This window comes from Noviherbaspirillum sp. UKPF54, assembly GCF_007874125.1.
GTDB lineage: Bacteria > Pseudomonadota > Gammaproteobacteria > Burkholderiales > Burkholderiaceae_D > Noviherbaspirillum.
The window spans coordinates 159,010-182,976 of sequence record NZ_CP040128.1; the positions used below are offsets into that span (position 1 = coordinate 159,010).

A 23,967-nucleotide genomic window follows, 5' to 3' on the forward strand; every position below is an offset into this window, starting at 1 on the left:
GGAAAGGGGCGTCACTTGAACCGCCGCGCCCACCCCGCGACCGCCTCGCGCCAGAATTCCTCCAGCGAGCGCACCCCTTCAACCGGCAATTGCAGGAAGCGCGCCGCCGCAATCAACTCCTCCAGCGGCTTCTTCCAATCCAGCGCCAGCGCGCCGGTCTGCTTCGACAGCTTTTCTCCCTGGGCATTGGTCACGACCGGCACGTGCAGGTAGCGCGGCGTCGGCACGCCAAGCAGGCGCTGCAGGTAAATCTGGCGCGGCGTCGAATCCAGCAAATCCGCGCCGCGCACCACGTCGGTAACACCCTGATCCGCGTCGTCGACCACCACGGCCAGCTGATATGCCCAGAAGCCGTCGGCGCGCTTGAGCACGAAATCACCGACTTCGCTCGCCAGGTTTTGTTCCACCGTTCCCATCCAGCGATCTTCGAATGCCACACGGGCATCGGCATGTTCCGGAACGCGCAACCGCCAGGCGCGTGCCGTTTTTCCCGCAGCCAGTCCCAGCCGGCAGGTGCCGGGATATACGGCCGCGCCGTCGCTGGCGATGCCGATGCGGGAGTCGGCGATTTCGCGTCGGGTGCAGCCGCACGCATACGCATGCGAGCCCAGGCGCGCGAACGCCGCTTCGTACAAGGCCTTGCGCCGGCTTTGCCAAACCACTTCGCCGTCCCACCGCATCCCGAATGCGCCAAGGCACTGCAGGATGGCCTCGGCCGCGCCCGGCACGGTGCGCGCCTCGTCGACATCCTCGATGCGCACCAGCCATTGACCGTCATGCGCCCTGGCGTCGAGATAGCTGGCCAGGGCCGCGACCAGCGATCCACGGTGCAAGGGGCCCGAAGGCGAGGGCGCGAAGCGGCCGATATACGATGGATTCATGTCGTTCCAGGAAATCTTGATAGCCTTGTCCAAAATCAGGCCCGATGCAGGCGGGCTGAAAACTCTATGCAGTTGTTCAAGTCGAAACCGTTGAATTTACCTGAAGGGCGAACAATGGTCGAGGTACGCAAGAGCGAAGCGCGAGGGCACGCCAATCACGGCTGGTTCGATTCCTGGCACAGTTTTTCCTTCGCCGATTACTATGATCCCCAGCACATGGGGTTCGGCGCGCTGCGCGTGATCAATGAGGACCGCGTCGCGCCCGGCGCCGGTTTCGGCGCGCACGGGCATCGCAACATGGAAATCATCAGTTATGTGCTCGACGGCGAACTGGCGCACCAGGACAACATGGGCAACGGCAGCGTGATCCGGCCGGGGGACGTGCAGCGCATGAGCGCGGGAACCGGCGTCATGCATTCGGAATACAACCATGCGCAGGACTGCAGCACGCATTTCCTGCAGATATGGATCGAACCCGCCACGTTCGGCCTTGCGCCCGGCTACGAGGAAAAGCGCTTCGACGAGGCGCAAAAACGCGGCCGCCTGTGTCTGATCGCGAGCCGCGACGGGCAGGATGGCACGGTCGTCGTGCACCAGGATATGAAGCTGTATGCCGGCCTGTTCGGCGATGGCGAGCATGCGGAATTGCCGGTTGCGCCTGGGCGCCGCGCCTACTTGCATGTGGCGCGCGGGGAGATCGTCGCCAATGGCGTTGCCCTGAAGGCGGGCGACGCGCTCAAGCTGGTCGACGAGCCGCGGGTTGTGTTGGCCGAGGGGCGGGAGGCAGAGGTGTTGCTGTTCGATCTGGCGTAATTTGCCGTGATTTGCCGGCTCAGGTCGTGGCCGGTTGCGGCGCGGCTTCTTTCCTGCAATGCGGACAAGACTTGCCTGGAATGTAATACGGCGACAACTGCTCGTGCGGCGTCACCACTGCCCGGCAGGCAAAGCATTGCTTGGTGTCCGTCGCCTCCAGTTTCGGATTGAGCGCCGTGCGGTAATCGAACACGAAGCAGTCGCCCGTGTAATGCGCGCCGCCGACTTCCTCGAAATATTTCAGGATGCCGCCTTCCAGCTGATACACGCTGTCGAATCCGACGTTCTGTATGTGGATCGCCGCCTTCTCGCAGCGGATGCCGCCGGTGCAAAAGGTGACGACGGTCTTGCCGTTGAAATCGTCCTTGTGCCGTGCGACGACTTCGGGGAACTCGCTGAATTTCTCGATGCGATAGTCGACGGTGTTGTCGAAGGTGCCGACATCGACTTCGAACGCGTTGCGGGTGTCGAGCATCACCACCGGCTTGCCGGCGTCGTCATGGCCGCGGTCGAGCCAGCGCTTCAAGGTTTGCGCATCCACCGCAGGGGCGCGGCCTTCCTCCGGCTTGATCAGCGGATTTTTCATCGTGATGATTTCGCGCTTGAGCTTGACCAGCATCTTGGTAAACGGCTGGCGGTCGGAGTGGCTTTCCTTGACTTCCAGGTCGGCGAAGCGGGAATCGGCGCGCAGCCACGCGAGAAAGGCGTCGATCGATTCGCGCAATCCGGCAAGGAACAGGTTGATCCCTTCCGGGCTGAGCAGGATGGTGCCTTTCAGGCCCAGTTCTTCGCACCGGGCGAGGAATTGCGGACGTTTTTCGACGGTGTCGTCGAAGGTGATGAATTTGTAGGCGGCAATGTTGACGTAAATAGGGCTGGGCTGCATCGGAAAATGAAGATAAGTCTTTGATTTGAAGCCATTATAAACATGTATCGGCAATGCTATTTCATTCGTTTCCGGGTGTTGCAATTCATCCGGTCGGGGTTGCTGCAATTGCTCAGCGGAAGTGAGGTGCCGAGGTAAAATAGCGCGATGACCACACCGCAATTCATCCATCTTCGCCTCCATTCCGAATACTCGATCGTCGACGGCCTCGTGCGCATCGACGATGTTGTCAAAGCCGCAGCAAAAGACAGCCAGCCGGCGCTCGCGATCTCCGATCTGGCCAATCTGTTTGGCATGGTCAAGTTCTACAAGGCTGCGCGCGGCAAGGGCGTCAAGCCGGTCGCCGGCTGTGACGTCTGGATCACCAACGATGCCGACCGCGACAAGCCGTCGCGTCTTTTGTTGCTGGTAAAGAATCGCACCGGCTATTTGCAATTGTGTGAATTGCTGAGCAAGGCCTGGCTGACCAACGTGCATCGCGGACGCGCGGAGATCCGGACCGAGTGGCTGGAAAACGGCGCGTCCAGCGAATTGATCGCGCTATCGGGCGCGCATTCCGGAGATGTCGGGATGGCGATCGACAACGGCAACATCGCGGTGGCCGAGCGCTGCGCCGAGCGCTGGTCGGACATTTTTCCGAATCGCTTCTACGTCGAGATCCAGCGCTACGGCCAGCCCAACATGGACAACCATGTGCGGCAAGCGGTGGCGCTGGCGTCGCGCCTGAAGCTGCCGGTGGTGGCGACCCATCCGATCCAGTTCCTGACGCCGGAGGAATTCATCGCGCACGAGGCGCGCACCTGTATCGCGGAGGGCGAAATCCTCGCCAACCAGCGCCGCGTCAAGCGCTTCAACGAGCAGCAGTGCTTCAAGACCCAGGCCGAGATGGCCGAGCTGTTCGCCGACCTGCCGGCGGCGCTGCAAAACTCGATCGAGATCGCCAAGCGCTGCAACCTGCAGCTCGAACTAGGCAAGCCGAAGCTGCCGCTGTTTCCGACGCCGGACGGCATGTCGCTCGACGATTTCCTGGTGCAGCAGACCAAGATCGGGCTGGAAGAGCGTCTGGTCCAATTGTTCCCCGACGAGGCTAAGCGCGAAGCGAACCGCGCGCGCTACGAGGAGCGCCTGAAGTTCGAGAACGACACCATCATCAAGATGAAGTTTCCCGGCTACTTCCTGATCGTGGCGGACTTCATCCAGTGGGGCAAGAACAACGGTGTGCCGGTCGGACCGGGCCGCGGCTCCGGCGCAGGTTCGCTGGTGGCGTACGCGCTGAAGATCACCGACCTCGATCCGCTCGCCTACAACCTGCTGTTCGAGCGTTTCCTGAATCCTGAACGCGTATCGATGCCTGACTTCGATATCGACTTTTGCCAGGAAAACCGCGACCGCGTGATCCAGTACGTGAAGGACCGCTACGGGCGCGACGCGGTGTCGCAGATCGCGACCTTCGGCACCATGGCTGCGAAGGGCGCGGTGCGCGACGTGGGCCGCGTGCTCGACATGGGCTACAACTTCTGCGACGGTATCTCGAAACTGATCCCGTTCAAGCCGGGCAAGCTGGTGACCATTGCCGACGCGATCGAGGAAGAGCCGCTGCTGAAGGAGCGCATGGAAAAGGAAGAGGAGGTCAAGCAGATCCTCGACTTGGCCCAGCAGGTCGAAGGCATCACGCGCTCAATCGGCATGCACGCCGGCGGCGTGCTGATCGCGCCCGGCAAGCTGACCGATTTCTGTCCGCTCTACACGCAGGGCGGCGACGCCGGCGTGGTGTCGCAGTACGACAAGGACGATGTGGAAGCGGTGGGTCTCGTGAAGTTCGACTTCCTGGGCCTGACCACGCTGACTATCCTCGACCGGGCGGTGAACTACATCAAGATGCTCGACCCGTCGATGGCGGACTTCGATCTGGCCAAGCTGCCGCTGAACGACAGGGCATCCTACGAGCTGCTCACCAAGGCCAAAACGGTCGCCGTGTTCCAGCTTGAAAGCCGCGGCATGCAGGGCATGCTCAAAGACGCGCGTCCCGACCGTTTCGAAGACATTATCGCGCTGGTGGCGTTGTACCGTCCGGGCCCGATGGACCTGATTCCGGATTTCTGCAAGCGTAAGCACGGCGAGAAGTTCGACTATCCCGATCCGCGTACCGAGGGCATCCTGTCCGAAACCTACGGCATCATGGTGTATCAGGAGCAGGTGATGCAGATGGCGCAGGTGATCGGCGGCTACTCGCTCGGCGGCGCAGACTTGCTGCGCCGCGCGATGGGCAAGAAGAAGGCGGAAGAAATGGCCGAACATCGCCAGATCTTCCGCGAAGGCGCGGCCAAGAACGGGCTGACGCAGGAGAAGGCCGACGAGATCTTCGACTTGATGGAGAAGTTCGCGGGCTACGGCTTCAACAAGTCGCACGCCGCCGCCTATGCATTGCTGTCGTATCACACCGCCTACCTGAAGGCGCATCATCCCGCCGCGTTCATGGCAGCCAACATGTCGCTGGCCATGGATGACACCGACAAGATCAAGATCCTCGTCGAGGACTCGATCGATATCTGCAAATTGCAGATTCTGCCGCCGGATATCAACCTGTCGCACTACCGCTTCATGCCGGTGGGCGAGCCGGGCAAGAAGGCCACGCAGATCCGCTACGGCCTGGGTGCCGTCAAGGGCAGCGGGCAGAATGCGATCGAGGCGATCATTGCCGCCCGCGAGACCGGCGGGCCGTTTACGGACCTGTTCGACTTCGTCAAGCGCGTCGACAAGCGCCAGATCAACCGCCGCACGATCGAGGCGCTGATCCGTGCCGGCGCGATGGACTGCTTCAAGGTCGATCGCGGCATCCTGCTGGCGTCGGTCAACTTCGCGATGGAGTGCGCGGAACAGGCGCATGCGTCGGCCAACCAGGTCAGCCTGTTCGGCGGCGACGCCAGCGACCTGGAAACGCCGCCGGAATACCTGAAGGTGCCGCCTTGGAGCGACAAGCAGCGCCTGACCGAAGAAAAGACCGCGCTCGGCTTTTACCTGTCCGGCCACCTCTTCAATTCGTATGCGGACGAGGTGCGCAAGTTCGTCAAGACCAAGCTGGCAAACCTGGAGCCGTCGCGCGACGCGCGCCTGATGGCGGGGATCATCACCGCCGTGCGGGTGCAGATGACCCAGCGCGGCAAGATGGTGGTGGTGACGCTGGACGATAATACCGCCACGGTCGACGTGACGGTGTTCAACGAGCTGTACGATCCGAACCGGCATCTCTTCAAGGAAGACGAATTCCTCGCGGTGCAGGGCAAGGTCTCGGAGGACCGCTTTTCCGGTGGCCTGCGCGTGAGCGCCGAGAAGGTGATGGATATCGCGATGGCGCGCGTGGCGTTCGGCAAGCAGTTCGCGTTTTCGCTGGAGGCGCGCCTCGACGCGCTGCAGATGAAGAATGTGCTCGCCCCCTATCGTTCGGAGACCGGCTTGCCGCTCACGATGCGCTACCTGCAGCAGGGCGTCGGCTATTGCGAAATCCGGCTCGCGGACGACTGGCGGGTGGCGCCGGCCGACGGCTTGAAGCAGACGCTGGCCGAGAAGCTGGGCGTGCAGGGGGCGATGGTGGAGTATTGAGCGGCACGGACAGACCTTGCCGGCGTCGATCAATTGCCGAATAAATATTTCGCAGGGGAATCCATCCTCGATCTGATGGAACCACTCCTGCATATTTTCTTGGAACCGGCTCTATGGTTTCCAAATAATACTAAGAGTGTCTCGAATAGTTAAAGATGTAACCATTCTTATCATCTGTCAGCTTTGTCGTTCTGTAACCGTTCTAACCATACACGTAGACGCATCGTGTTTCGTTTTTCACTCAAGAAAGGGTACTGAAATGAAGAAACTGATTGCAATGCTGATCGCCGGCGTTTTCGCTTCCTCCGCATTTGCGGCAAGCACCACCGCGGCGGCGCATGACGACAAGGCATCCACCGCAACCGTGACGGACAAGGCCGACAGCAAGGAACAAAAGGCCGAAGCGAAGGCTGAAAAGAAGGCTGCGAAAGCCGACAAGAAAGCCGCCAAGGCAGAAGCGAAAGCCAGCAAGAAGAAGGTGAAGGCCGAGTCCGAAGCCAGCAAGGAAAAGGCTGAAGCGAATGCCGACAAGGCGGCAGCCGCAGCGGATGCCAAGGCAGACAAAGCTGAAGCGAAGGCGGATAAGGCGAAGAAGTAAGTTTTAACATTCCGGGAATATGAAAATAGGGCAGGCCAAACCTGCCCTATTTTCATTTCAGATCATGTGTGCACATGCGCCACTTGCGTTGTTCGCCAGTCTCGATGCGCAGGAGTAGTGCGTTCGCCCGAAGAATCTCATTGAGAGACGTCAACATAAGCGCGGTAAAATAGGCGGCTATTTCACGCATTTGTCCGAACTGATACGCGTGGGATGACAAAACGATAGTATTTCCCGGAATGGGGCGGCCTCGCATGACTCCGCCCAGCTCAAGCATGAAAATATCACCCTACTTCAAACGACTGGGCCAGATGCATCGGCCCTACATGAATCGTCTTGCGCTCGCTTTCCTCGGGATGATCGTCACCGCGGCGACTGAACCGGTTGTTCCCTACATATTCCAGACCCTGCTGGATAAGGGCTTTACCGGAAAAGCCAATTTCTCGTACTGGCTGGTGCCGCTTGCCGTGGTCGGCATCTTTGTCGTTCGCGGCAGTTCGACTTTTCTCAGTACCTATATGATGACTTGGGTGTCGTCGCGCCTGTTGAACGAATTGCGGCGCCAGATGTTCAGCCGGATGCTGGATGTGCCTGTCGGGTTTTACGCTACCCATTCGCTTGGTCGTGTTATCAACTCAATGATGTTCGAGGTGCAGCAGATTATCGAGATGATCACGAAAGTGTTTACCTCGATCGTGCGATCGGCCTTGACCGTGGTCGGCTTGCTCGCCTGGTTGCTCTATCTGAACTGGAAGCTGACGATCGTCACCCTGGTGCTGCTGCCTCTCGTTACGCTCGTGGTGCGCGCTACAGGCAAGCGCCTGAAGAAGCTGAACCAGCAGTCGTTGACCGTCAATGCACAGCTGACGCAAGTGATCGAGGAAACCACGCGGGCGCAGCAGGTCATCAAGATTTTCGGTGGCCAGGACTACGAGAAGACACGCTTCGAGGAGCGGGCAGACAACCTGCGGCGCTACACGATGCGCATGACGAGCACGTTTGCGGCGACAGTACCGATTACCCAGCTGATGACCGCGTGCGCGGTGGCAGTGGTTGTCGTGCTGGCCCTAGTGTTGTCCGAGCATGGCGAGATCACGGTGGGCGGTTTCGTTTCCTTCCTGACCGCGATGCTGATGTTGCTGGCGCCGCTCAAGCAGCTTGCTGAGGTCAATGGGCCATTGCAGCGCGGGATGGCCGCAGCCGAGGCAGTGTTCAATTTGATCGATGCGCCGATCGAGCGCACCGGTGGCAAGCAGCTTGGCGGAAGGGCAACGGGACGGGTCGATTTTGTCGATGTAGGTTTTTCCTATCCCGGCCATCAGCATCTTGCGCTAAGTGGCATCAATCTTCATGTGCAACCGGGCGAAACGATCGCATTCGTCGGGATGTCAGGCGGTGGCAAATCCACGCTGGTCAATCTGATCCCCGGCTTTTATTCGGCAAGCAGCGGCCGGATTCTGCTGGATGGCCAGCCGATCGAAGAAATTTCCCTTGCCAGCCTGCGCGCGCAGATCGCGATGGTCAGCCAGAACGTAGTACTGTTCGACGACACCATCGCTGCCAATATCGCTTATGGCGACAAGGCTCCCGATTTCCGGCGAATCGAAGCGGCGGCACACGCTGCGCATCTCGGCGACGTGATTGCCAACTTGCCGGAAGGCTTCAACACCAGGATCGGAGACAACGGCTCACGCCTGTCGGGCGGCCAGCGCCAGCGCCTAGCGATCGCACGCGCGATATACAAGGACGCGCCGCTGCTGATCCTGGACGAAGCGACCTCTGCGCTCGACACCGAGTCGGAGCGCGCGGTGCAAGCCGCGCTGGATCAGCTGATGCAAGGGCGTACCACCTTCGTCATTGCCCACCGGCTGTCCACCATTGAGCGTGCAAGCCGGATCGTGGTACTGTCCGGCGGCAGTATCGTCGAAATCGGCACGCACAATGAATTGCTTCAAAAGCAAGGCGTATACGCCAATCTGTATCGCCTCCAGTTTTCTCAGGAGGCAGGGGGCGAACCGGCACAGGCTCCAGCTTAGCAGTCCAAATCATCTATTTTTGAAATAAAAAGAACTATTCATGCCAATGCAATTAGTTCCCGCCGACCTGTTGAAAAAGTCGGAAAAGATTCTGTTTGTCGCGCATCTGGCGTTGGGCGACTATACCTACTTGCAGAACTGCTTCAAGGCTTTTTCGGAGGCATACCCGCATATCGAAATTCACCTGTGGGTGGACGAAGTGCGGCGCACTTCCGATTCGTCGCAATGGGAGCATCTGAGTAAATATTCGCTGTATGACTGGCTGGCGGCATGCCCGTTCTTTCGCAAGGTGTACAGTCGCACGTATAGCCCAGAGCTATTCCAGCAGTCGATACATGAGGCGCAGCAGGAAAATTATCCGGTTGTTGTATCGCTGGCGACCTTGCGCCCGCATCAGTATGCGCGTCTGGCGCGAGAGATCAGCCCGCACGGATTCGTGGTGGGCATGAAGGAGCGCATGAGCATCTGGAAGCTGCATCGCGTTGCCGCATATCGCCGCCTGAATGCAACGATAGCGCCCTATACTGTATCGCGCGAGAATACGCAGCACATCAGCGACGTGTACGCTGACTGGTTCGGCCAGTTGTTCGGTATGCGTGTTCCGTCTCAGGATCGCTTCCCTTTCGTTCAGATCCCCCGGCAGTGGAACGAATATGCGCAGCGCACCTTGCATGACTGGGGCTTCGACCGGCGTGGCGGGAAGCTCGTGTTCATCAATCCTTACGCCAAAACCAAAAAGCGCTGCTGGCCGCTCGAACACGTGGCGGAGCTGATTATGGCCATGGCGGCACGCCCCGAGTGGCGAGACTCCTGCTTCATCATTAACGCGATGCCGCATGAAGTCGCGACCGCGCAACAGGTCTTCGACAGGTATGCGTTGCCGCGCACGCGCATGTTCAGCGCCGGCGATAATTTTTTTCAGTTGCCGGCGATATTGAGCGAGTGCGACCTGATCATCTCGGTGGAGACCGCAGTCATGCATCTTGCCAACGCAGTGCATGTACCGGTAATCGCATTGATGCGCCAGAAAAATCCGGAATGGGTACCGATTGATCGCGACAACAGCACGGTAATCACGACGAACAGGCGCAGGGACTGGGTCAAGGCTATTACGGTGGAACAGGTCATGGGGACGCTTTAAGCTGAAAATTCGTCCATGTGCCGAACTGTGCAAGGCGGTTGCTGTGAAACCGGCAGCCTTCGCGCACGGCGACATAGAGAATTTTCGAGGGGCCGCATTGGCAGGGATAGAAAGACAAATAACGGCCTATAAACAGGCATAAGAACGATCGATGAGCATTCTTCTTGATGATGACGCTGCAAGGCGCGGGGTAAGCGCGAAGCCTTCATTCCATGTGGCTTTTTGCGTCGATAACCATTATTTCCGGAGCATGGGAGCGACCATCACGTCGCTCATTGCGAATAATCGCGATGTCCATTTTGTCTTCCATATATTCGCTTTTTCTGTCGCAGACGAACACCGGCACCGGCTGCGCGAACTCGAGGAGAAATTTGGCGTCAACACGAAAATCCATATTGTCGATCCGGCAGTTTTCCAGGAATTTTCCCGCTTTACGCAGTCATCCTATTATTCGCCATCCATTTTCAGTCGACTTCTGATTCCAGCCATGGTGCGGCAGGAGACAAATCGCGTGCTTTATCTGGATGCCGACATCCTATGCGTTGGTAGCATTGCCGAACTGATGGCGATGGATATCGGCGACACGATTGCCGCCGTCGTTCCCGATGCAGAGGCAACGACCAGAAGGCGATGCGCCGAGCTGCAGCTTAAACAGCAGCAGTACTTCAACTCCGGCGTGATGTACATGAACGTCGATCTTTGGATGGCAAACAAGATCACCGAGAGAACGATCGATGCCTTGCTCACCCAGGGTAATCAATTCCGGTTTCCGGATCAGGACGCCTTGAATGTGGTGCTGGAAGGGCGCGCCCGCTTCATCGACAAGAAGTGGAATTACTTGTATGGCCTGGTTGGTGACCTCGAACGCGACCAAAGGAAATTGCAATTGGAGGGCGACGCGGTATTCATTCATTTCGCCGGCGCCGTCAAGCCATGGGGCAACTGGACGCTGCACGATTCACGTAACTTGTTTTCTAGATTCCATGCGATGTCGCCTTGGGCCGACATGCCGATGGACGAAGTGCCGAAGAACTACAAGGAGATGAGAATGCACTCTCGTTTCCTTTTGAGGCGAAGGGAGGTCGCGGCAAGTCTTTGGTGGTACTGGAACTACATGCGTGCGAAGTTCCGTTTTTGACGCTTGTTACAATGCTGGAAATTTTTCTTCACGCCACTCATGTCTATACCGTTGATTGCCCCGGATTTGCTTGAAAAGTCAAACAAGATCCTGTTTGTCGCACATCTTGCATTGGGAGACTTCACCTATTTGCAAAACTGCTTCCAGGCATTCGCGCGGGCTTTTCCACATATCAGAATCCACTTGTGGGTGGACGAGCGCAGGCGCACCAGCCGCGCTTCCGAATGGGAGCATTTGAAGAAGTACTCGCTGTACGACTGGCTGGCGGAGTGCCCGTACATCGAGAAGGTCTACAACCAGACTTACAGCCCTGCACTTTTCAAGCAATCGATCCACGAGGCGCAGCAACAGGATTATCCGATCGTCGTATCGCTCGGTGTCCTGGAAAGACATAAGTACGCGATTCTGGCACGCAAGATCAGCCCGCGCGGTTTTGTCGTCGGCCAGAAAAAACGTGTCCGTCCCTACGATATTCCCAAGCATCTCATCTATCGCAAGCTTGATGCCTTCATCCCAGCGTATACGGCGACTACCCATGCTGATCAACATATCAGCGACATCTACGCTGGCTGGTTCACGCAGTTGTTCGGTATTGAGATTCCCCCGGCGTCGCGTTTCCCGTTTGTGCATATTCCGGAAAAATGGATGCGCTACGCGCAGCAGCAGTTCGCTGCGTGGGGCTTTGCGTCGAATGACGGTACGGGCCGGCAAGCCGGGAAAGCGGTCTTTCTCAACGCATTTTCCAAATCGCTCGAGCGCAGCTGGCCGCTTGAGCGGGTGATCGAACTGGTCCAGGCGCTGCGCCGGCATGGCGAATGGCGCGAGACGGGGTTCATCGTGAATGTCGTGCCGGAAGAACTGGAGAGGGCCAGAAAGCTGTTTGCACGGCACGCATTGGCTCGGGTCCATCTGTTCAGTGCCGAAGACAATTTTTTCCAGCTGCCGGCGATATTAAGCCTGTGTGACCTGATCGTTTCCGTCGAAACAGCTGTTATGCATTTGGCAAACGCGGTACACGTTCCCGTGATCGCGTTGATGCGCCAGAAAAATCCGGAGTGGGCGCCAATCGATCAGGCTAACAGTACCGTGATTACTGTGCGAAACCGCGATGACTGGGTGGATAAAATCACCGTGGACGACGTAATGGCTGTGCTGGCGAAAATGGATTTTTCCAGAGCGAGACGCGACATGTCGTCGGATAGCGGTGGAAAGCAGACGCTCAACTCCTTTTGAGCTGGGTGTCGAAAATGAAGAATCCAATTTTGGCTTTTCGCTGGCTCGTATTTCTTATTCTTTTTTCCTCGTCGAGCCTGCTACTGATCGTCCGCAAGGTCGGCAACCTTGGGTTCTATCACCTGTTCCTCATCGCATTGGTTTCCCTCATCTTCCACATTGAGCATGGCGGGACCAGTTTTCCCGTCTTCGTACGCAAGTTCTGGAAATTTCACTTGGCTATGGCCGGAATGTTCATCGCCATCCTGCTGAACCAACTTATCTCGCAGGACTTTGACGCGCATTCATTGGACCTTCCGTCACGTATGGCTCTGTTCATCCTGGTTGCGTGGGCTAGCCTGATGTGTACCGCAGAGATGTTCAAATGGTTTCAATGGAGTTATGTGCTTGGCGCACTCCTGGCTACCATCAAGATGTACATCATCACCGACGGAGGGACTACCCGAGCGGCATATGTGGATTTCATGCCGATCATCGAATTGGCCGACATGACGCTGCTGCTGGGTTTCTTTTCCCTACTGTCGGTCAAATACGAAAGCGGGACCGCACGGGTGCGATGGGTCGGCAATGCGGTCAAGATCCTGGCCAGTGTCGGGGCGCTTTACGCAGCTTACATCTCGGACACGCGTGGAACATGGCTGGCGATCCCGTTTCTAACCGCTATCGCGGTCATCGTCCTATTCGATCGTTTCGAACTCAAGAAGAAGATTCTGGTTGCTTTGCTCGCCGTCGCTTTGCTGATTGGGCTGTTTTTCCTGAGTCCGAGAGTCCAGAACCGTATCCAGGCCGCGCAGCAAGACGTCACCATCTACTCAAAGGACACCGCGTCCGACACATCGGTCGGAACGCGCTTAGGCCTGTGGAAGACCTCCATCGAACTGTTCGTCGAACATCCATTGATTGGCGTTGGAAGACAGAACTTTCGACCTACTTTGCAGCATTTGGGGCAAGAAGGAAAAATCTCCCCGGTCATCGCGCGCCAGATTCATTCTCACAATGAGATTTTCTACAATATGGCGACCTTGGGGAGCTTTGGCCTCATCGGCTTGCTGGCACTGTATTTCGTACCAGGAGTGTTTTTTGCGAGGAAACTGAGGCACAAAGACAAGGAACTGCAGGCCACGGCAGCGATGGGCTTGATGCTTTGCACCGGCTATCTGATCTTTGGGCTGACGGACGTGATGTTCATGTGGGGCGCAAGCGACAATTTTTATACTATATTCATGGCCATTTTGTTTACCCACGTTTATCAGCGCGAGAGATTGCTCGCTTCCTCCGGGGCTTCGGTCTGAAGCAATGGCCGCGGCAACTGATAGACACATTTCGTCAATTTACAGTAACTAACATGCTCGCCTGGCTACGGCAAAAAATCCGCAAGAAGATTTTCAAATTTGGCTTTCCCTTGTTCGGCAAGGTAAAGAAACTGGAGCTACCCAATGTGACGCTGGTCGTCATCGACTGCGTGAACTATGAGCGGGCCAAGCGCGCCTTCGATCATTGCCTTTTCTACTGCAATTTTGGTGATGCAAAACTGCTGACGCATTTCGATTCCTGTGATGCTTCGACGGTCAAGATCGAGCAGATCCGCTCTATCGAAGCCTATTCAAAGTTTGTGCTAAAAGATCTGGATCGCTACTTTGATACCGATTACGTTCTCGTCGCACAATGGGATGGTTTTATCTGGAAGCATGCGCTGTGGGATCAGGCATTCCTGGGATATGACTATATTGGTGCTCCATGGCCTGTTCATTTGACCAAAGGCGAGGCGCACCGTGAGCATCGCGTGGGCAATGGCGGATTTTCCCTCCGCAGCAAACGTCTGCAGCAATTTCTGGCAAAGGATGAGCGCATCCAAGCGACCGACAACGAGGATGTGGTCATTTGCCAATACCAGCGGCCTTACTTGGAGCAATGTGGTTTTCGCTTCGCCCCCGTTGAGCTGGCGGCACGGTTCAGCTGTGAAGGAGAATTGCAAGATGCATTCGGACATCACGGGCATCAGGGCTTCAATATGCCGCTACGCCCTCTATGGTTGAAGATCTACAATTTTCTCTATCACAGGGACTTTTAGCACGGATATTTCATATGTGATGAGGGTCATGCTCGGAAAAATCGATTTATCCGGGGTGGGACGTGGCATGTCAGCGGATGCAGATGGAAGTCAAGTGGTCAACTCCTTTTGAACAGGAGGGAGCTGATTGCTTTCGATGCGATCGCGACGCAGTCGCCAGGACGCAGGCCTGCCACTTCGTCATCGGATGCAATGACCTCCACGATCTCCTGACCGATCAGCAGAGAAACAATGTGAACCACCTCTTCGTGCTGAATCGCGAGTACTTGCGCATGCAGGTTCAGCTTGCCGGAGAGCCGCTTTTGCAGGAATACTTCGGCCGGCGAGCCTGCTTGTACGATCCGCCCGGACTCCATTCGCAATACTCGGTGGGAAAGCTTGAACACTTCCCCGATGTCATGGCTTACCAGGAGAGTGGTGAGTCCAAAGCGTTGATGCAGGCGGGCGAGATCATCCTGCATCTGGACACGTAATGCCGTGTCAAGCGCCGAGAGTGGCTCATCGAGCAAGAGCAGGCGGGGTTTGCGCGCGAGTGCGCGCGCAAGTGCAACGCGTTGTTTCTGCCCACCGGACAGCGTGTCCGGCAAGCGATGCTGCAGGTCGGTGAGCGCCGTCAGTTCAAGTAACTCGTCGATCCAGATCTTGTCTCCTTGCCCAATGGCGTAAGCAACATTCTGGCGTACCGTTAAATTCGGGAACAACGCGTAGTCCTGGAATACGTAGCCGATCGAGCGTCGCTGCGGCGGGACGTTCAGGCAGCGCTCCGAATCGAACCATGTTGTGTCGTCGAACACAATGCGGCCCGCATCCGGCGCGCTTAGCCCGGCGAGCATTCTGAGCAGGCTGGTCTTGCCGGCACCGGAAGGGCCGGACAACGCGACGAAGCTGCCAGTGTCGATCCCGGCATGTATCTCTAACTGCAACTGGCCACCGGTATGGCGCAGCGCTTTGTTTAGAGCAATCTCGATCACGTCATCCCGCCTTCAGCCATTTCTTGTTAACGACATAGACAGTAAGCAGAATCGCAAACGTCACCGCAAACAGCACCAGCGCATAGAAATTGGCCGCCGCATAGTTCAGGCTCTCCACCTCGTCGTAGATTGCGATCGATGCGACCTTGGTGACACCGGGTATATTCCCGCCGATCATCAGGATCACGCCAAACTCGCCGACCGTATGCGCAAAGCTCAACACCGAGCCCGAAAGCAGGGCAGGCTTGATATTCGGTAGCAGCACGCGGAACAGGGTGACGAGGTCGGACTTGCCGAGCGTGCGCGACGCCTCGATCAGCGACAGCGGGATGCTCTGAAATCCCGCTTGAATCGGCTGCACCATGAACGGCAGGCTGAAAATCACCGAACCGACCACCAGTCCAGCGAAGCTGAAGACCAGCCTGACCTGAAACCACTGCTCCAGCCAGTGGCCGAACGCATGCTGCGGGCTGAATGCGAGCAGCAGGTAAAAGCCGAGCACCGAAGGCGGCAGCACCAGCGGCATGCTGACCAGGGTTTCGATGACCGGCTTGAAGCGGGTGCGCGAATAGGCAATCCAGTAGGCGAGCGGAATGCCGGTCGCCAGCAGGATCACCGTGGTCAGCGCGGCGAGGCGGAAGGTGAGCAGCAGCGGCTGCCAGTCGTGGCTCATGTGCGCGCCTCCGGGATAACCGTCATTTCGTTTGCCTTTACCAAGCCTTCGACTACGTCGCCAATGTCAAGCCCGAGCACATGCGAGGATCGGGTCGTGATGACCGATTCGACGACGAAGCGGTCGAATGCCAGCGTCACCTTGGTCAGCAGCTTGCCGCGCTCGACGGCCGTGACGGAGGCTGGAATCCGGTTGCGCATGCTGATCAGGCCGGACAGGTTCTTGGCCAGCGAGACTTCGGTTTCCTTGAACAGCAGCGTAGCTGCCATGCCCGCCGTCCAGGAAGCCACCTCTTCGCCGGCGCCAACCAGGGTCGCGGCAAAACGGTGATCGCCCACCGCGGCGTCGACGACGGCAATGCTGCCGTGCACTTCAACCGCAACGATCGTGGCCGGCAGCCGGTTCATGGCAGAAGGTAGCCGTAGCGTTCCAGGGCCGCGCGCGCCCTGGCGGAAGACAGGAAGTCGAGGAAGCGCTGTGCGGCTTGCGGACTGGTTGCCTGCCCGTGCTTGAGGATGATCGCGCCTTGTGCGATCGGTTGATACGCACTCCTGGGCAGATCGATCCATTTGCCCTGGCCCTTCATTTCCGGCGCGAGCACCACCGATTTGGCGGTGAAGCCGGCGTCGGCCGACTTCGAATGGATGTACTGGTTGGTCTGCGCGATACTCTCGCCGTACACCAGCTTCGGCGCCAGGGATTGTTCCAGGCTGAGATGAGCCAGCGCGCGCAGCGTTTCGCGGCCGTAAGGCGCGGTCTTCGGGTTGGCGATCGCGATCTTGCGCACCGTGGGACCCGCCAGCACGCGTTGCCAGTTGCCGAGGTCGAGATCGTTCATCGTCCACAGCACCAGTGCGCCGTAGGCATAGACCTTCGGCGGCGTGTCGGCATAGCCTTGCAGGTGCAGCTTCTCCGGATATTCCATATCGGCCGACAGGAAGACGTCGAACGGCGCGCCGTTCATGATCTGGGCAGCGAACTTGCCGGAGGAGTTGTAGACGGGTTTGAGATCGTGGCCGGTCTCCTTTTTGAATCCCACCTGTAATTCTTCGAATGCGTATTGCATGTTGGCGGCGACCGCAACGGTGAGAGTGTCGGCTTGTGCGCAACTTGCGACACAGAGCAGCAGGCCGGCAAGGAAGCTTGGTTTGATCATGGACTTCAGGGCGACGGGTTATGCGGGCACGCCGAGGATGACGTGTGACGCGTTGAAAATGGCGCATGCCGGGCGGCCCTCGGCCAAGCCCAGTTCGCGCGCGCTCTCGTTGGTAATCACCGCGCAGACCGTGGTACCGCCTTGCAGCTGGATCACGACTTCGGAGTTGACCGCGCCCGGCGTCAGCTTGACCACCGTGCCGCGCAGCCGGTTGCGCGCGGAGAGCCTGATGTCATCGTCTGGCACCGCGACGATGACCCAAGGCGCCTTGATCAGGGCGATGACTTCGGAACCGACAGCCAGTCCGAGGTGCTGCGTGCTTTCGCGCGTGATGATCGCGACGATTTCGTCGCCTCCGGGCAGCGCGACATCGATTTCGTCGTTGACGGCGCCGCTTCTGATCCGGCTGACCTTGCCGTAAAACTGGTTGCGCGCGCTGGTCTTCATGTTCAGTCTTCGTATGAGCGGATAGATGCCGGCGAAGTCTTCGATGTGTTCGCCCAGCGATTGCAAAAAGCGCCGGTGCTCGTCATCGATCAGCTTGAACGATGCGATCAGCCGCCGGCCGCGCTCGGTCAGTTGCGTGCCGCCGCCGCCTTTGCCGCCCGTGCTGCGTTCCACCAGCGGCGCGCCGGCCAGGTTGTTCATCGTGTCCACGGCATCCCAGGCCGCCTTGTAGCTCATGCCCATGCTTTTCGCCGCTTGGCTGATGGAGCCGGTGTCGGCAATCCGCTGCAGCAGGTCGATGCGGCCGCGGCCGGCAAGATTGCCGTCGTCGTTGGCGATCCACAGGCGTCCTTCGATCTTCATTTATCAGCGGAAGTGTAAAAATTGGCATGGCATAGCGTTATATATCGAATGATATAACGCTTGGTGAGGCGAAACCATAGGCCAAATGGAGGATGGGCAAGATGCAAAAGCGGCATGCGAGGGGAGCGCAGAACCGTTCCGCGCTCCGCTTGCGGGGCGCGAGGCACAAGGCGCGGACTGGTAATCGCCGAGTTCGTGGTGGGCAGATTTCTTGCCCCGCATTCAACCAATTTGTTGATAATATGCAACTTTAGCCAAACACCTAAAATCGGTGTTGGCCCAGCTATAAGAGAGACAAATGAATCGTTTATTGCAGGCAGTGTTTCGCGTTGCAATGGGATGTGCGCTGGCATTCTGTGCGTTGAATGCCAGCGCGCAAGGGCAGTTATTCAAAGTTCCGACCCGGCCGGAGGTGAAGACCACCTTGTTTTGGGAAGCGAAAGAAGGCGCACGGGCGACAGTCTTTCTGTTTCCCGGCGGCGGGGGCGGTTTCGGCAAGGTCGAGGAGGGCCGCCCTGCCAGCCGCAACTTCCTGGTGCGCAGCGTGCCGTATTTCCTGGAGAACGGGTTTAATGTGGCCATCTTCGGAAGGCCGGATGACTCGGACGAACTGGATTACGCGGATCGCATCAGCAGCGCGCACTTGGCGGATATACGTGCGGTCCTGGAATTCGTGAAGCAACAGAGCGCGGCGCCGATCTGGATTGTCGGCACCAGCCGCGGGACGGTTTCGGCGACTGCGATGGCGATCCATGTCCAGGACCCATCCATCGCAGGCCTGGTTTTGACCAGCTCGGTCACCAATTTCCGCAAGGTCGGCGCCGTGCCGACGCAGGACCTGGCGGCGATCAGGATGCCCGTCCTGGTGCTGCATCACGCCAGGGACGGCTGCGTGCAATGCCGGCCCCATGAAGTGCCGCTGATTTTGCGTGGCCTGACGAACGCGCCAGTCAAGAAACAAGTCATGGCCGATGGCGGCGCGAACCCGACCGGCGATCCGTGCGCGGCACTGCACTGGCACGGTTTTATCGGGATGGAGCGGGAGGCGGTGGATATTATTTCGAATTGGATCAGGCAGCCGTCGTCGTAGCGCGAGAGCAGCGCAGGCCGACAAACGGATATCTCGTCACATCAAAATAATGTCGTACTGCTCCTGGTGATAAGCCGTTTCCACCTGCAGCGAAATCGGCTTGCCGATGAAGTCGCCCAGCATCGCCAGGTGCTGCGATTCCTCTTCCAGGAACATGTCGACCACCACCTGCGAGGCGAGGATGCGGAATTCGCGCGGGTTGAACTGCTTGGCTTCGCGCAGCAGCTCGCGCAGGATTTCATAGCACACGGTGCGCGCGGTCTTGACCTGGCCCTTGCCGCCGCATGCCGGGCAGACTTCGCACAGAATGTGGGCGAGCGACTCGCGCGTGCGTTTTCTCGTCATCTCGACCAGGCCCAGCTGCGAAAAGCCGGACACCGAAATCTTGGTGCGGTCGCGCGACAGCGCCTTGTTCAGCTCGCCGAGCACCGCGTTGCGGTGCTCGGCGCTTTCCATGTCGATGAAGTCGAGGATGATGATGCCGCCGAGATTACGCAGGCGCAGCTGGCGCGCGATCGCGTGCGCGGCTTCCAGGTTGGTCTTGAAGATCGTGTCGTCGAAATTGCGGCCGTTGACGTAGCTGCCGGTGTTGACGTCGATGGTGGTCATCGCCTCGGTCTGGTCGATGATCAGGTAGCCGCCGGACTTGAGGTCGACGCGCCGTCCCAGCGCACGCTGGATTTCCTCTTCCACGCCGTACAGGTCGAACAGCGGCCGTTCGCCGGTGTAGTGCACCAGCTTGGCCAGCACCGATGGCGTGTAGCTGGTGCCGAACTGCTGCAGCATCTGGTAGTTTTCGCGCGAATCGATCTGGATGGTCGAGGTATGGTCGTTGACGAAATCGCGCAGCACGCGCTGCGCCAGGTTCAGGTCCTGGTACAGCAGGTTCGGCGCCGGGCGCGTTCTTGCCTGCTGGGTGATAGTGGCCCAGGTCTTGCGCAGGTAGTCGACATCCATCTGCAGGTCGACGTCCGAAGCGTCCTCGGCCATGGTTCGGATGATGAAGCCGCCTTTTTCTTCCGGAGGCAGCAGCTTCTGCACCTTGCCGCGCAATAGCTCGCGCTCGGCTTCGTTCTCGATGCGCTGCGAAATGCCGATGTGCGAATCCTGCGGCAGGTAGACCAGCATGCGGCCGGCGATCGATATCTGGGTCGACAGGCGCGCGCCCTTGGTGCCGATCGGGTCCTTGATCACCTGCACCATCACGGCCTGGCCGTCGTACAGCAGCTTTTCGATCGGGGCGGCGGCCGCATTCGGATTGTCGTGCGGGCGCGCTTCCCAGATATCGGCCACGTGCAGGAAGGCGGCGCGTTCCAGCCCGATATCGATGAATGCAGACTGCATGCCGGGCAGCACGCGCACCACCTTGCCGAGGTAGATATTGCCGGCCAGCCCGCGCGACAGCGTGCGCTCGATATGAAGTTCCTGGACGGCGCCTTGCAGAATCAGCGCAACGCGGGTTTCCTGGGGGGTGATGTTGATGAGGATATCTTCGCTCATAGCACTGGTATTCCGGCTTGCTGCAACAACTGCGCGGTCTCGCGCAACGGCAGGCCCATGATGCCGGAATAACTGCCCGCAATGGTTTCGATGAATACGGCGGCCAGGCCCTGCACGGCGTAGCCGCCCGCCTTGTCGTACGGCTCCGACGTGGCGCAATACGCTCCCAGCATGTCGTCGGTCAAGCTCGCGAAAGTGACATGCGAGGTCTGTGTCAACTGATATGTTTCCTCATCACGGCGCAGCGCTACGCTGGTCAGCACTTGATGGGTACGCCCGGACAGCGATTTGAGCATGTCCGCCGCTTCAGCCGGGTCGGCCGGCTTGCCCAGTATCCGGCCATCGACCACGACGGTAGTGTCCGCAGCCAGGATCGGCCGCAGCGGCAGCCGGCGCCACAGCATGGTCTTTGCGGCATACTCGGCCTTTTCGCGGGTGACGCGCGTCACGTAGTCTTCGGCCTTTTCGCCCGGCAGGACTTCCTCGCTGACTTCGGGGCCGCGCGGCGACTGGTCGCGCAGCAGCAGCAGCTCGAACTCGACGCCGATCTGGCGCAGCAGTTCGCGCCGCCGCGGGCTTTTGGAAGCAAGGTATATCTTGTTGTCTACCGGTTTCATCTATACTCGGTGATACGGGTGGTTTTGCGTAATCGACCAGGCGCGATACAGCTGCTCGGCGAGCAGCACCCGCACCATCCCATGCGGCAGGGTCAGGCTGGAAATCCGTACCAGCATGTCGGCCGATGCCTTGAATCCCGCATCCAGTCCGTCCGCGCCGCCGATCACGAATGTAACATCACGCCCGTCCTGTTGCCAATGTGTCAGGTGTTGTGACAGCTGGACCGTCGTGAGGTCGCGGCCGCGCTCGTCCAGCGCGATCACGCGCGAACCCTTCGGGATGGCCGCTTCGATCCTGGTGCGTTCGGCAGCCATGACCGTTTCCGCAGTCTTGCCGCCGGAGCGCTCGACCGGCTTGATTTCCTTGAGCTGAATGCGGCATTCCGGCGGCATGCGCTTGGTATATTCGCCGAACCCGGCCTCGATCCAGGCCGGCATCTTGTGGCCGACCGCCGCAATGACCAACTGCATGGCGGGGGCTTATTCCGCCGCCTTGGTCCTGGGGGCGCGCTTGACGGCCGGCTTTGCCGCCGTTTTGGCTGCAGTCTTCGCGGCTGGCTTTTTGGCGGCGGGCGAGGCACTCTTCGGAGCGGCGACCTTGACCTTTTTGCCGGTCGGAACCTTCGCGGCGGCGGTCTTGGCGGCGGTCTTCCTGGCGGGCGTCTTGGCTGCAGTCTTGGCAGCCGCCTTGCGCGCCGGCTTCTTCGGCTCGTCGTCCAGGGTAGTCTGGCTTGCCGCCAGGTGGCGCGATCGCTTCTTGGGTTCCTGCTCGCCTTCTTCGGCGGCGCGCGCGGACTTGCGCTTGGCGGCCCCAACCTTGACTTCCTTGTCGCCCCAGATCTCTTCGAGGCGATAGTAGTCGCGGATCGCCGGCTGCATGATGTGCACCACCATGTCGCCCAAGTCGACCAGCACCCATTCGCCGGTCTCTTCGCCTTCGATGCTGACTATTTCTCCGCCTTTTTCCTTGACCTTGTCGCGCACCGATGCGGCCAACGCCTTGGTCTGGCGGTTCGAGGTGCCGGACGCGATGGCCAGGCGGTCGAACATGCTGGTCAGGTGGACCGTGTCATAGACGCGGATGTCCTGGGCTTTGACGTCTTCCAGGGCATCGATGACGGTGGCTTGCAGTTTTTTGATATCCATTAATTTTGATAGAGATGATGTTGTTTTATATAGTCTAGCACCCCGGGAGGGATGAGCGAATTCGGCTGTGCGCCGCGTTGGAGCGCGGCACGTATTTCAGTGGCGGAAATATTGATCGCCAGATTGGTCGCCACATAGGCCAATCCATGCGCACAATCGCGGATCTGCTCCGGCGTACCGGCGCGGCGCGCGAATTCCTGGGCGACCGGCACGGGAAGATGGGCCTCGTCCAGCACGAACCCGGGACGCGAAGCGGCGCAAATATGCGCATAATCGAACAGGTGGTCCCACTCCTTCCAGGTATGCAACTGCAACAACTGGTCGGCGCCGATCAGGAACACTAGGCTGACTTGCGGGCCAAGATCGGCGCGCAGCTGGCGCAAGGTATCGATCGTGTACGTTGCGCTCCTGCGTTCGATTTCCTGGCGGTCTATGACAACCGGCACCGACATGCCGCCGAACGCCAGCCTGAGCATGTCGATGCGCTGCTCGGGCGATGCTTGCAAGCCTTGCTTTTGCCATGGATTGCCGGCGGGGAGGAGGCGCAATTCGTCCGGGAACAGCAGTTTGGCGAAATAATTGCCCAGCGCGACGTGGCCCTCATGCACCGGGTCGAAACTGCCTCCCAATAAAGCGATGCAACGGCGGCTCACACCCAGTCCTTCGGTACCAGGAAATCCGAATACAGTTTCGCTTCCGGCGTGCCCGGTTGCGGCGCCCAGTCGTAACGCCACTTGACGATGGGCGGCATCGACATCAGGATCGACTCGGTGCGTCCGCCCGACTGCAGGCCGAACAGCGTGCCGCGGTCGAACACGAGATTGAACTCGACGTAGCGCCCGCGCCGGTAGGCCTGGAAATCACGCTCGCGCTCGCCGTAGGGCGTATCCTTGCGGCGCTGCAGCAAGGGCAGATAGGCATCGAGGAAATGGTCGCCGACGCTGCGTATCATGGCAAAGCTTTGATCGAAGCCGAGTTCATGGAAGTCGTCGAAGAAGATGCCGCCGATGCCGCGCGGCTCCTTGCGGTGCTTCAGGTAGAAATAGTCGTCGCACCATTTCTTGAAGCGCGGATGCAGGCCGGCGCCGAACGGGACGAGCGCATCGCGGCAGACCCGGTGGAAGTGTTGCGCATCTTCCTCGAAACCGTAATACGGCGTCAGGTCCATGCCGCCGCCGAACCACCACACCGGTTCCTGGCCTGGTGCCGTGGCGGTGAAAAAGCGCACGTTCATGTGCGAGGTCGGCGCGTACGGGTTGCGCGGATGCAGCACCAGCGACACGCCCATCGCTTCCCAATCGCGTCCGGCGATCTCGGGGCGGTTGGCCGCAGCCGTCGGCGGCAGGCTGGTGCCGGAAACGTGCGAGAAGCCGACGCCGGCGCGCTCCAGGACGTTGCCCTCCTCGAGGATGCGTGAAATGCCGCCGCCGACGATCGGTCCCGCACCCTGCGGACGTTCCCAGCGGTCGGTAATGAAGGATTTGCCATCGATCTGTTCGAGGGCATCGACGATGCGCGATTGCAGGTCGAGCAAGTAGGTTTTGACAGTGGCTGGGGAGGGCGTGGTCACGGTGGTTCCGATCATGGGCGAGCGGCCCTCTCCCGCA

23 protein-coding genes are annotated in these 23,967 nt (G+C 59.2%); 10 read left to right on the top strand and 13 right to left on the bottom strand.

Going from position 1 to position 23,967, the window contains the following annotated elements; all coding sequences use genetic code 11:
* Positions 1 to 11 precede the first annotated feature (11 nt).
* The gene (gluQRS, locus tag FAY22_RS00740; protein ID WP_146328458.1) at positions 12 to 881 is read right to left on the bottom strand and encodes a tRNA glutamyl-Q(34) synthetase GluQRS; all 870 of its coding nucleotides are present in this window, start codon (positions 879 to 881) and stop codon (positions 12 to 14) included.
* A gap of 114 nt (positions 882 to 995) precedes the next feature.
* Between gluQRS and FAY22_RS00745 the strand changes: the two genes are divergently transcribed.
* A complete protein-coding gene (locus FAY22_RS00745) occupies positions 996 to 1,694 on the top strand; it encodes a pirin family protein (RefSeq protein WP_146328459.1) in 699 nt (232 codons plus the stop codon).
* Between the two features lie 19 nt (positions 1,695 to 1,713).
* On the opposite strand, the gene FAY22_RS00750 is transcribed toward FAY22_RS00745, so the two are convergent.
* The gene (locus FAY22_RS00750; protein WP_146328460.1) at positions 1,714 to 2,580 is read right to left on the bottom strand and encodes a sulfurtransferase; all 867 of its coding nucleotides are present in this window, start codon (positions 2,578 to 2,580) and stop codon (positions 1,714 to 1,716) included.
* A 147-nt stretch (positions 2,581 to 2,727) separates the two neighbouring features.
* Between FAY22_RS00750 and dnaE the strand changes: the two genes are divergently transcribed.
* The 8 genes from dnaE to FAY22_RS00790 all read left to right on the top strand — a co-directional run bounded on the left by dnaE (position 2,728) and on the right by FAY22_RS00790 (position 14,397).
* On the top strand, positions 2,728 to 6,180 hold the full coding sequence (dnaE, locus tag FAY22_RS00755) for a DNA polymerase III subunit alpha (RefSeq protein ID WP_146328461.1): 3,453 nt from the start codon (positions 2,728 to 2,730) through the stop codon (positions 6,178 to 6,180).
* 259 nt (positions 6,181 to 6,439) lie between these two features.
* Positions 6,440 to 6,778 carry a hypothetical protein gene (locus FAY22_RS00760; protein WP_146328462.1) on the top strand — a complete coding sequence of 113 codons (339 nt, stop codon included), beginning with the start codon at positions 6,440 to 6,442 and terminating at the stop codon, positions 6,776 to 6,778.
* A gap of 275 nt (positions 6,779 to 7,053) precedes the next feature.
* Positions 7,054 to 8,814, top strand: a complete 1,761-nt coding sequence (msbA, locus tag FAY22_RS00765; protein WP_146328463.1) for a lipid A export permease/ATP-binding protein MsbA — start codon at positions 7,054 to 7,056, stop codon at positions 8,812 to 8,814.
* Positions 8,815 to 8,854: 40 nt separating this feature from the next.
* Entirely contained in the window at positions 8,855 to 9,955 is a 1,101-nt protein-coding gene (locus tag FAY22_RS00770) for a glycosyltransferase family 9 protein (protein ID WP_146328464.1), read from the top strand.
* Between the two features lie 151 nt (positions 9,956 to 10,106).
* The gene (locus tag FAY22_RS00775) at positions 10,107 to 11,093 is read left to right on the top strand and encodes a glycosyltransferase family 8 protein (RefSeq protein ID WP_146328465.1); all 987 of its coding nucleotides are present in this window, start codon (positions 10,107 to 10,109) and stop codon (positions 11,091 to 11,093) included.
* A 39-nt stretch (positions 11,094 to 11,132) separates the two neighbouring features.
* Positions 11,133 to 12,326 carry a glycosyltransferase family 9 protein gene (locus tag FAY22_RS00780; protein ID WP_146328466.1) on the top strand — a complete coding sequence of 398 codons (1,194 nt, stop codon included), beginning with the start codon at positions 11,133 to 11,135 and terminating at the stop codon, positions 12,324 to 12,326.
* Positions 12,327 to 12,340: 14 nt separating this feature from the next.
* The gene (locus tag FAY22_RS00785) at positions 12,341 to 13,618 is read left to right on the top strand and encodes an O-antigen ligase (RefSeq protein WP_146328467.1); all 1,278 of its coding nucleotides are present in this window, start codon (positions 12,341 to 12,343) and stop codon (positions 13,616 to 13,618) included.
* 53 nt (positions 13,619 to 13,671) lie between these two features.
* Entirely contained in the window at positions 13,672 to 14,397 is a 726-nt protein-coding gene (locus FAY22_RS00790; protein ID WP_146328468.1) for a DUF5672 family protein, read from the top strand.
* A gap of 98 nt (positions 14,398 to 14,495) precedes the next feature.
* Here FAY22_RS00790 and FAY22_RS00795 read toward each other — a convergent pair whose 3' ends face one another.
* Genes FAY22_RS00795 through FAY22_RS00815 form a run of 5 tightly spaced genes read right to left on the bottom strand, consistent with a single transcriptional unit; the run spans position 14,496 to position 18,007 of the window.
* A complete protein-coding gene (locus FAY22_RS00795; protein WP_146328469.1) occupies positions 14,496 to 15,368 on the bottom strand; it encodes an ABC transporter ATP-binding protein in 873 nt (290 codons plus the stop codon).
* A gap of 1 nt (position 15,369) precedes the next feature.
* A complete protein-coding gene (gene modB / locus FAY22_RS00800; RefSeq protein WP_146328470.1) occupies positions 15,370 to 16,041 on the bottom strand; it encodes a molybdate ABC transporter permease subunit in 672 nt (223 codons plus the stop codon).
* Positions 16,038 to 16,448 (bottom strand): molybdopterin-binding protein, encoded by a 411-nt coding sequence (locus FAY22_RS00805; protein ID WP_146328471.1) that lies wholly within the window; start codon positions 16,446 to 16,448, stop codon positions 16,038 to 16,040. The genes modB and FAY22_RS00805 overlap by 4 nt, the downstream gene beginning before the upstream one ends.
* Positions 16,445 to 17,197, bottom strand: a complete 753-nt coding sequence (modA, locus tag FAY22_RS00810; protein WP_146328472.1) for a molybdate ABC transporter substrate-binding protein — start codon at positions 17,195 to 17,197, stop codon at positions 16,445 to 16,447. The genes FAY22_RS00805 and modA overlap by 4 nt, the downstream gene beginning before the upstream one ends.
* An 18-nt stretch (positions 17,198 to 17,215) precedes the next feature.
* A complete protein-coding gene (locus FAY22_RS00815; protein WP_146328473.1) occupies positions 17,216 to 18,007 on the bottom strand; it encodes a TOBE domain-containing protein in 792 nt (263 codons plus the stop codon).
* A 334-nt stretch (positions 18,008 to 18,341) separates the two neighbouring features.
* Between FAY22_RS00815 and FAY22_RS00820 the strand changes: the two genes are divergently transcribed.
* Positions 18,342 to 19,097 (top strand): alpha/beta hydrolase, encoded by a 756-nt coding sequence (locus tag FAY22_RS00820; RefSeq protein WP_146328474.1) that lies wholly within the window; start codon positions 18,342 to 18,344, stop codon positions 19,095 to 19,097.
* 36 nt (positions 19,098 to 19,133) lie between these two features.
* Here FAY22_RS00820 and rng read toward each other — a convergent pair whose 3' ends face one another.
* Genes rng through hemF form a run of 6 tightly spaced genes read right to left on the bottom strand, consistent with a single transcriptional unit; the run spans position 19,134 to position 23,945 of the window.
* The gene (rng, locus tag FAY22_RS00825) at positions 19,134 to 20,597 is read right to left on the bottom strand and encodes a ribonuclease G (RefSeq protein WP_146328475.1); all 1,464 of its coding nucleotides are present in this window, start codon (positions 20,595 to 20,597) and stop codon (positions 19,134 to 19,136) included.
* Positions 20,594 to 21,214, bottom strand: coding sequence for a nucleoside triphosphate pyrophosphatase (locus FAY22_RS00830; RefSeq protein WP_146328476.1), 621 nt, complete (start codon positions 21,212 to 21,214; stop codon positions 20,594 to 20,596). Before FAY22_RS00830 ends, rng begins: the two co-directional genes overlap by 4 nt.
* A complete protein-coding gene (gene rlmH, locus FAY22_RS00835; RefSeq protein WP_146328477.1) occupies positions 21,215 to 21,685 on the bottom strand; it encodes a 23S rRNA (pseudouridine(1915)-N(3))-methyltransferase RlmH in 471 nt (156 codons plus the stop codon). It lies immediately after the preceding gene.
* Positions 21,686 to 21,694: 9 nt separating this feature from the next.
* Positions 21,695 to 22,360, bottom strand: coding sequence for a ribosome silencing factor (gene rsfS / locus FAY22_RS00840; protein ID WP_146328478.1), 666 nt, complete (start codon positions 22,358 to 22,360; stop codon positions 21,695 to 21,697).
* Positions 22,360 to 23,013: a nicotinate-nucleotide adenylyltransferase gene (locus FAY22_RS00845; protein ID WP_371417329.1), complete on the bottom strand. Its 654-nt coding sequence runs from the start codon at positions 23,011 to 23,013 to the stop codon at positions 22,360 to 22,362. The genes rsfS and FAY22_RS00845 overlap by 1 nt, the downstream gene beginning before the upstream one ends.
* Positions 23,010 to 23,945, bottom strand: a complete 936-nt coding sequence (gene hemF, locus FAY22_RS00850) for an oxygen-dependent coproporphyrinogen oxidase (protein ID WP_146328479.1) — start codon at positions 23,943 to 23,945, stop codon at positions 23,010 to 23,012. Before hemF ends, FAY22_RS00845 begins: the two co-directional genes overlap by 4 nt.
* Positions 23,946 to 23,967 lie beyond the last annotated feature (22 nt).

Excerpts from the sequence above, each read along its gene's own strand:
- rlmH (WP_146328477.1), bottom strand. The coding sequence starts at position 21,685 with ATGCAGTTGGTCATTGCGGCGGTCGGCCACAAGATGCCGGCCTGGATC.
- FAY22_RS00815 (WP_146328473.1), bottom strand. The coding sequence starts at position 18,007 with ATGAAGATCGAAGGACGCCTGTGGATCGCCAACGACGACGGCAATCTT.
- FAY22_RS00820 (WP_146328474.1), top strand. The coding sequence starts at position 18,342 with ATGGGATGTGCGCTGGCATTCTGTGCGTTGAATGCCAGCGCGCAAGGG.
- FAY22_RS00780 (WP_146328466.1), top strand. The coding sequence starts at position 11,133 with ATGTCTATACCGTTGATTGCCCCGGATTTGCTTGAAAAGTCAAACAAG.
- FAY22_RS00830 (WP_146328476.1), bottom strand. The coding sequence starts at position 21,214 with ATGAAACCGGTAGACAACAAGATATACCTTGCTTCCAAAAGCCCGCGG.
- FAY22_RS00745 (WP_146328459.1), top strand. The coding sequence starts at position 996 with ATGGTCGAGGTACGCAAGAGCGAAGCGCGAGGGCACGCCAATCACGGC.
- hemF (WP_146328479.1), bottom strand. The coding sequence starts at position 23,945 with ATGATCGGAACCACCGTGACCACGCCCTCCCCAGCCACTGTCAAAACC.
- gluQRS (WP_146328458.1), bottom strand. The coding sequence starts at position 881 with ATGAATCCATCGTATATCGGCCGCTTCGCGCCCTCGCCTTCGGGCCCC.
- rsfS (WP_146328478.1), bottom strand. The coding sequence starts at position 22,360 with ATGGATATCAAAAAACTGCAAGCCACCGTCATCGATGCCCTGGAAGAC.
- FAY22_RS00770 (WP_146328464.1), top strand. The coding sequence starts at position 8,855 with ATGCCAATGCAATTAGTTCCCGCCGACCTGTTGAAAAAGTCGGAAAAG.
- FAY22_RS00790 (WP_146328468.1), top strand. The coding sequence starts at position 13,672 with ATGCTCGCCTGGCTACGGCAAAAAATCCGCAAGAAGATTTTCAAATTT.
- FAY22_RS00760 (WP_146328462.1), top strand. The coding sequence starts at position 6,440 with ATGAAGAAACTGATTGCAATGCTGATCGCCGGCGTTTTCGCTTCCTCC.
- FAY22_RS00785 (WP_146328467.1), top strand. The coding sequence starts at position 12,341 with ATGAAGAATCCAATTTTGGCTTTTCGCTGGCTCGTATTTCTTATTCTT.
- dnaE (WP_146328461.1), top strand. The coding sequence starts at position 2,728 with ATGACCACACCGCAATTCATCCATCTTCGCCTCCATTCCGAATACTCG.
- FAY22_RS00775 (WP_146328465.1), top strand. The coding sequence starts at position 10,107 with ATGAGCATTCTTCTTGATGATGACGCTGCAAGGCGCGGGGTAAGCGCG.
- FAY22_RS00805 (WP_146328471.1), bottom strand. The coding sequence starts at position 16,448 with ATGAACCGGCTGCCGGCCACGATCGTTGCGGTTGAAGTGCACGGCAGC.
- FAY22_RS00750 (WP_146328460.1), bottom strand. The coding sequence starts at position 2,580 with ATGCAGCCCAGCCCTATTTACGTCAACATTGCCGCCTACAAATTCATC.
- modB (WP_146328470.1), bottom strand. The coding sequence starts at position 16,041 with ATGAGCCACGACTGGCAGCCGCTGCTGCTCACCTTCCGCCTCGCCGCG.
- modA (WP_146328472.1), bottom strand. The coding sequence starts at position 17,197 with ATGATCAAACCAAGCTTCCTTGCCGGCCTGCTGCTCTGTGTCGCAAGT.
- rng (WP_146328475.1), bottom strand. The coding sequence starts at position 20,597 with ATGAGCGAAGATATCCTCATCAACATCACCCCCCAGGAAACCCGCGTT.
- msbA (WP_146328463.1), top strand. The coding sequence starts at position 7,054 with ATGAAAATATCACCCTACTTCAAACGACTGGGCCAGATGCATCGGCCC.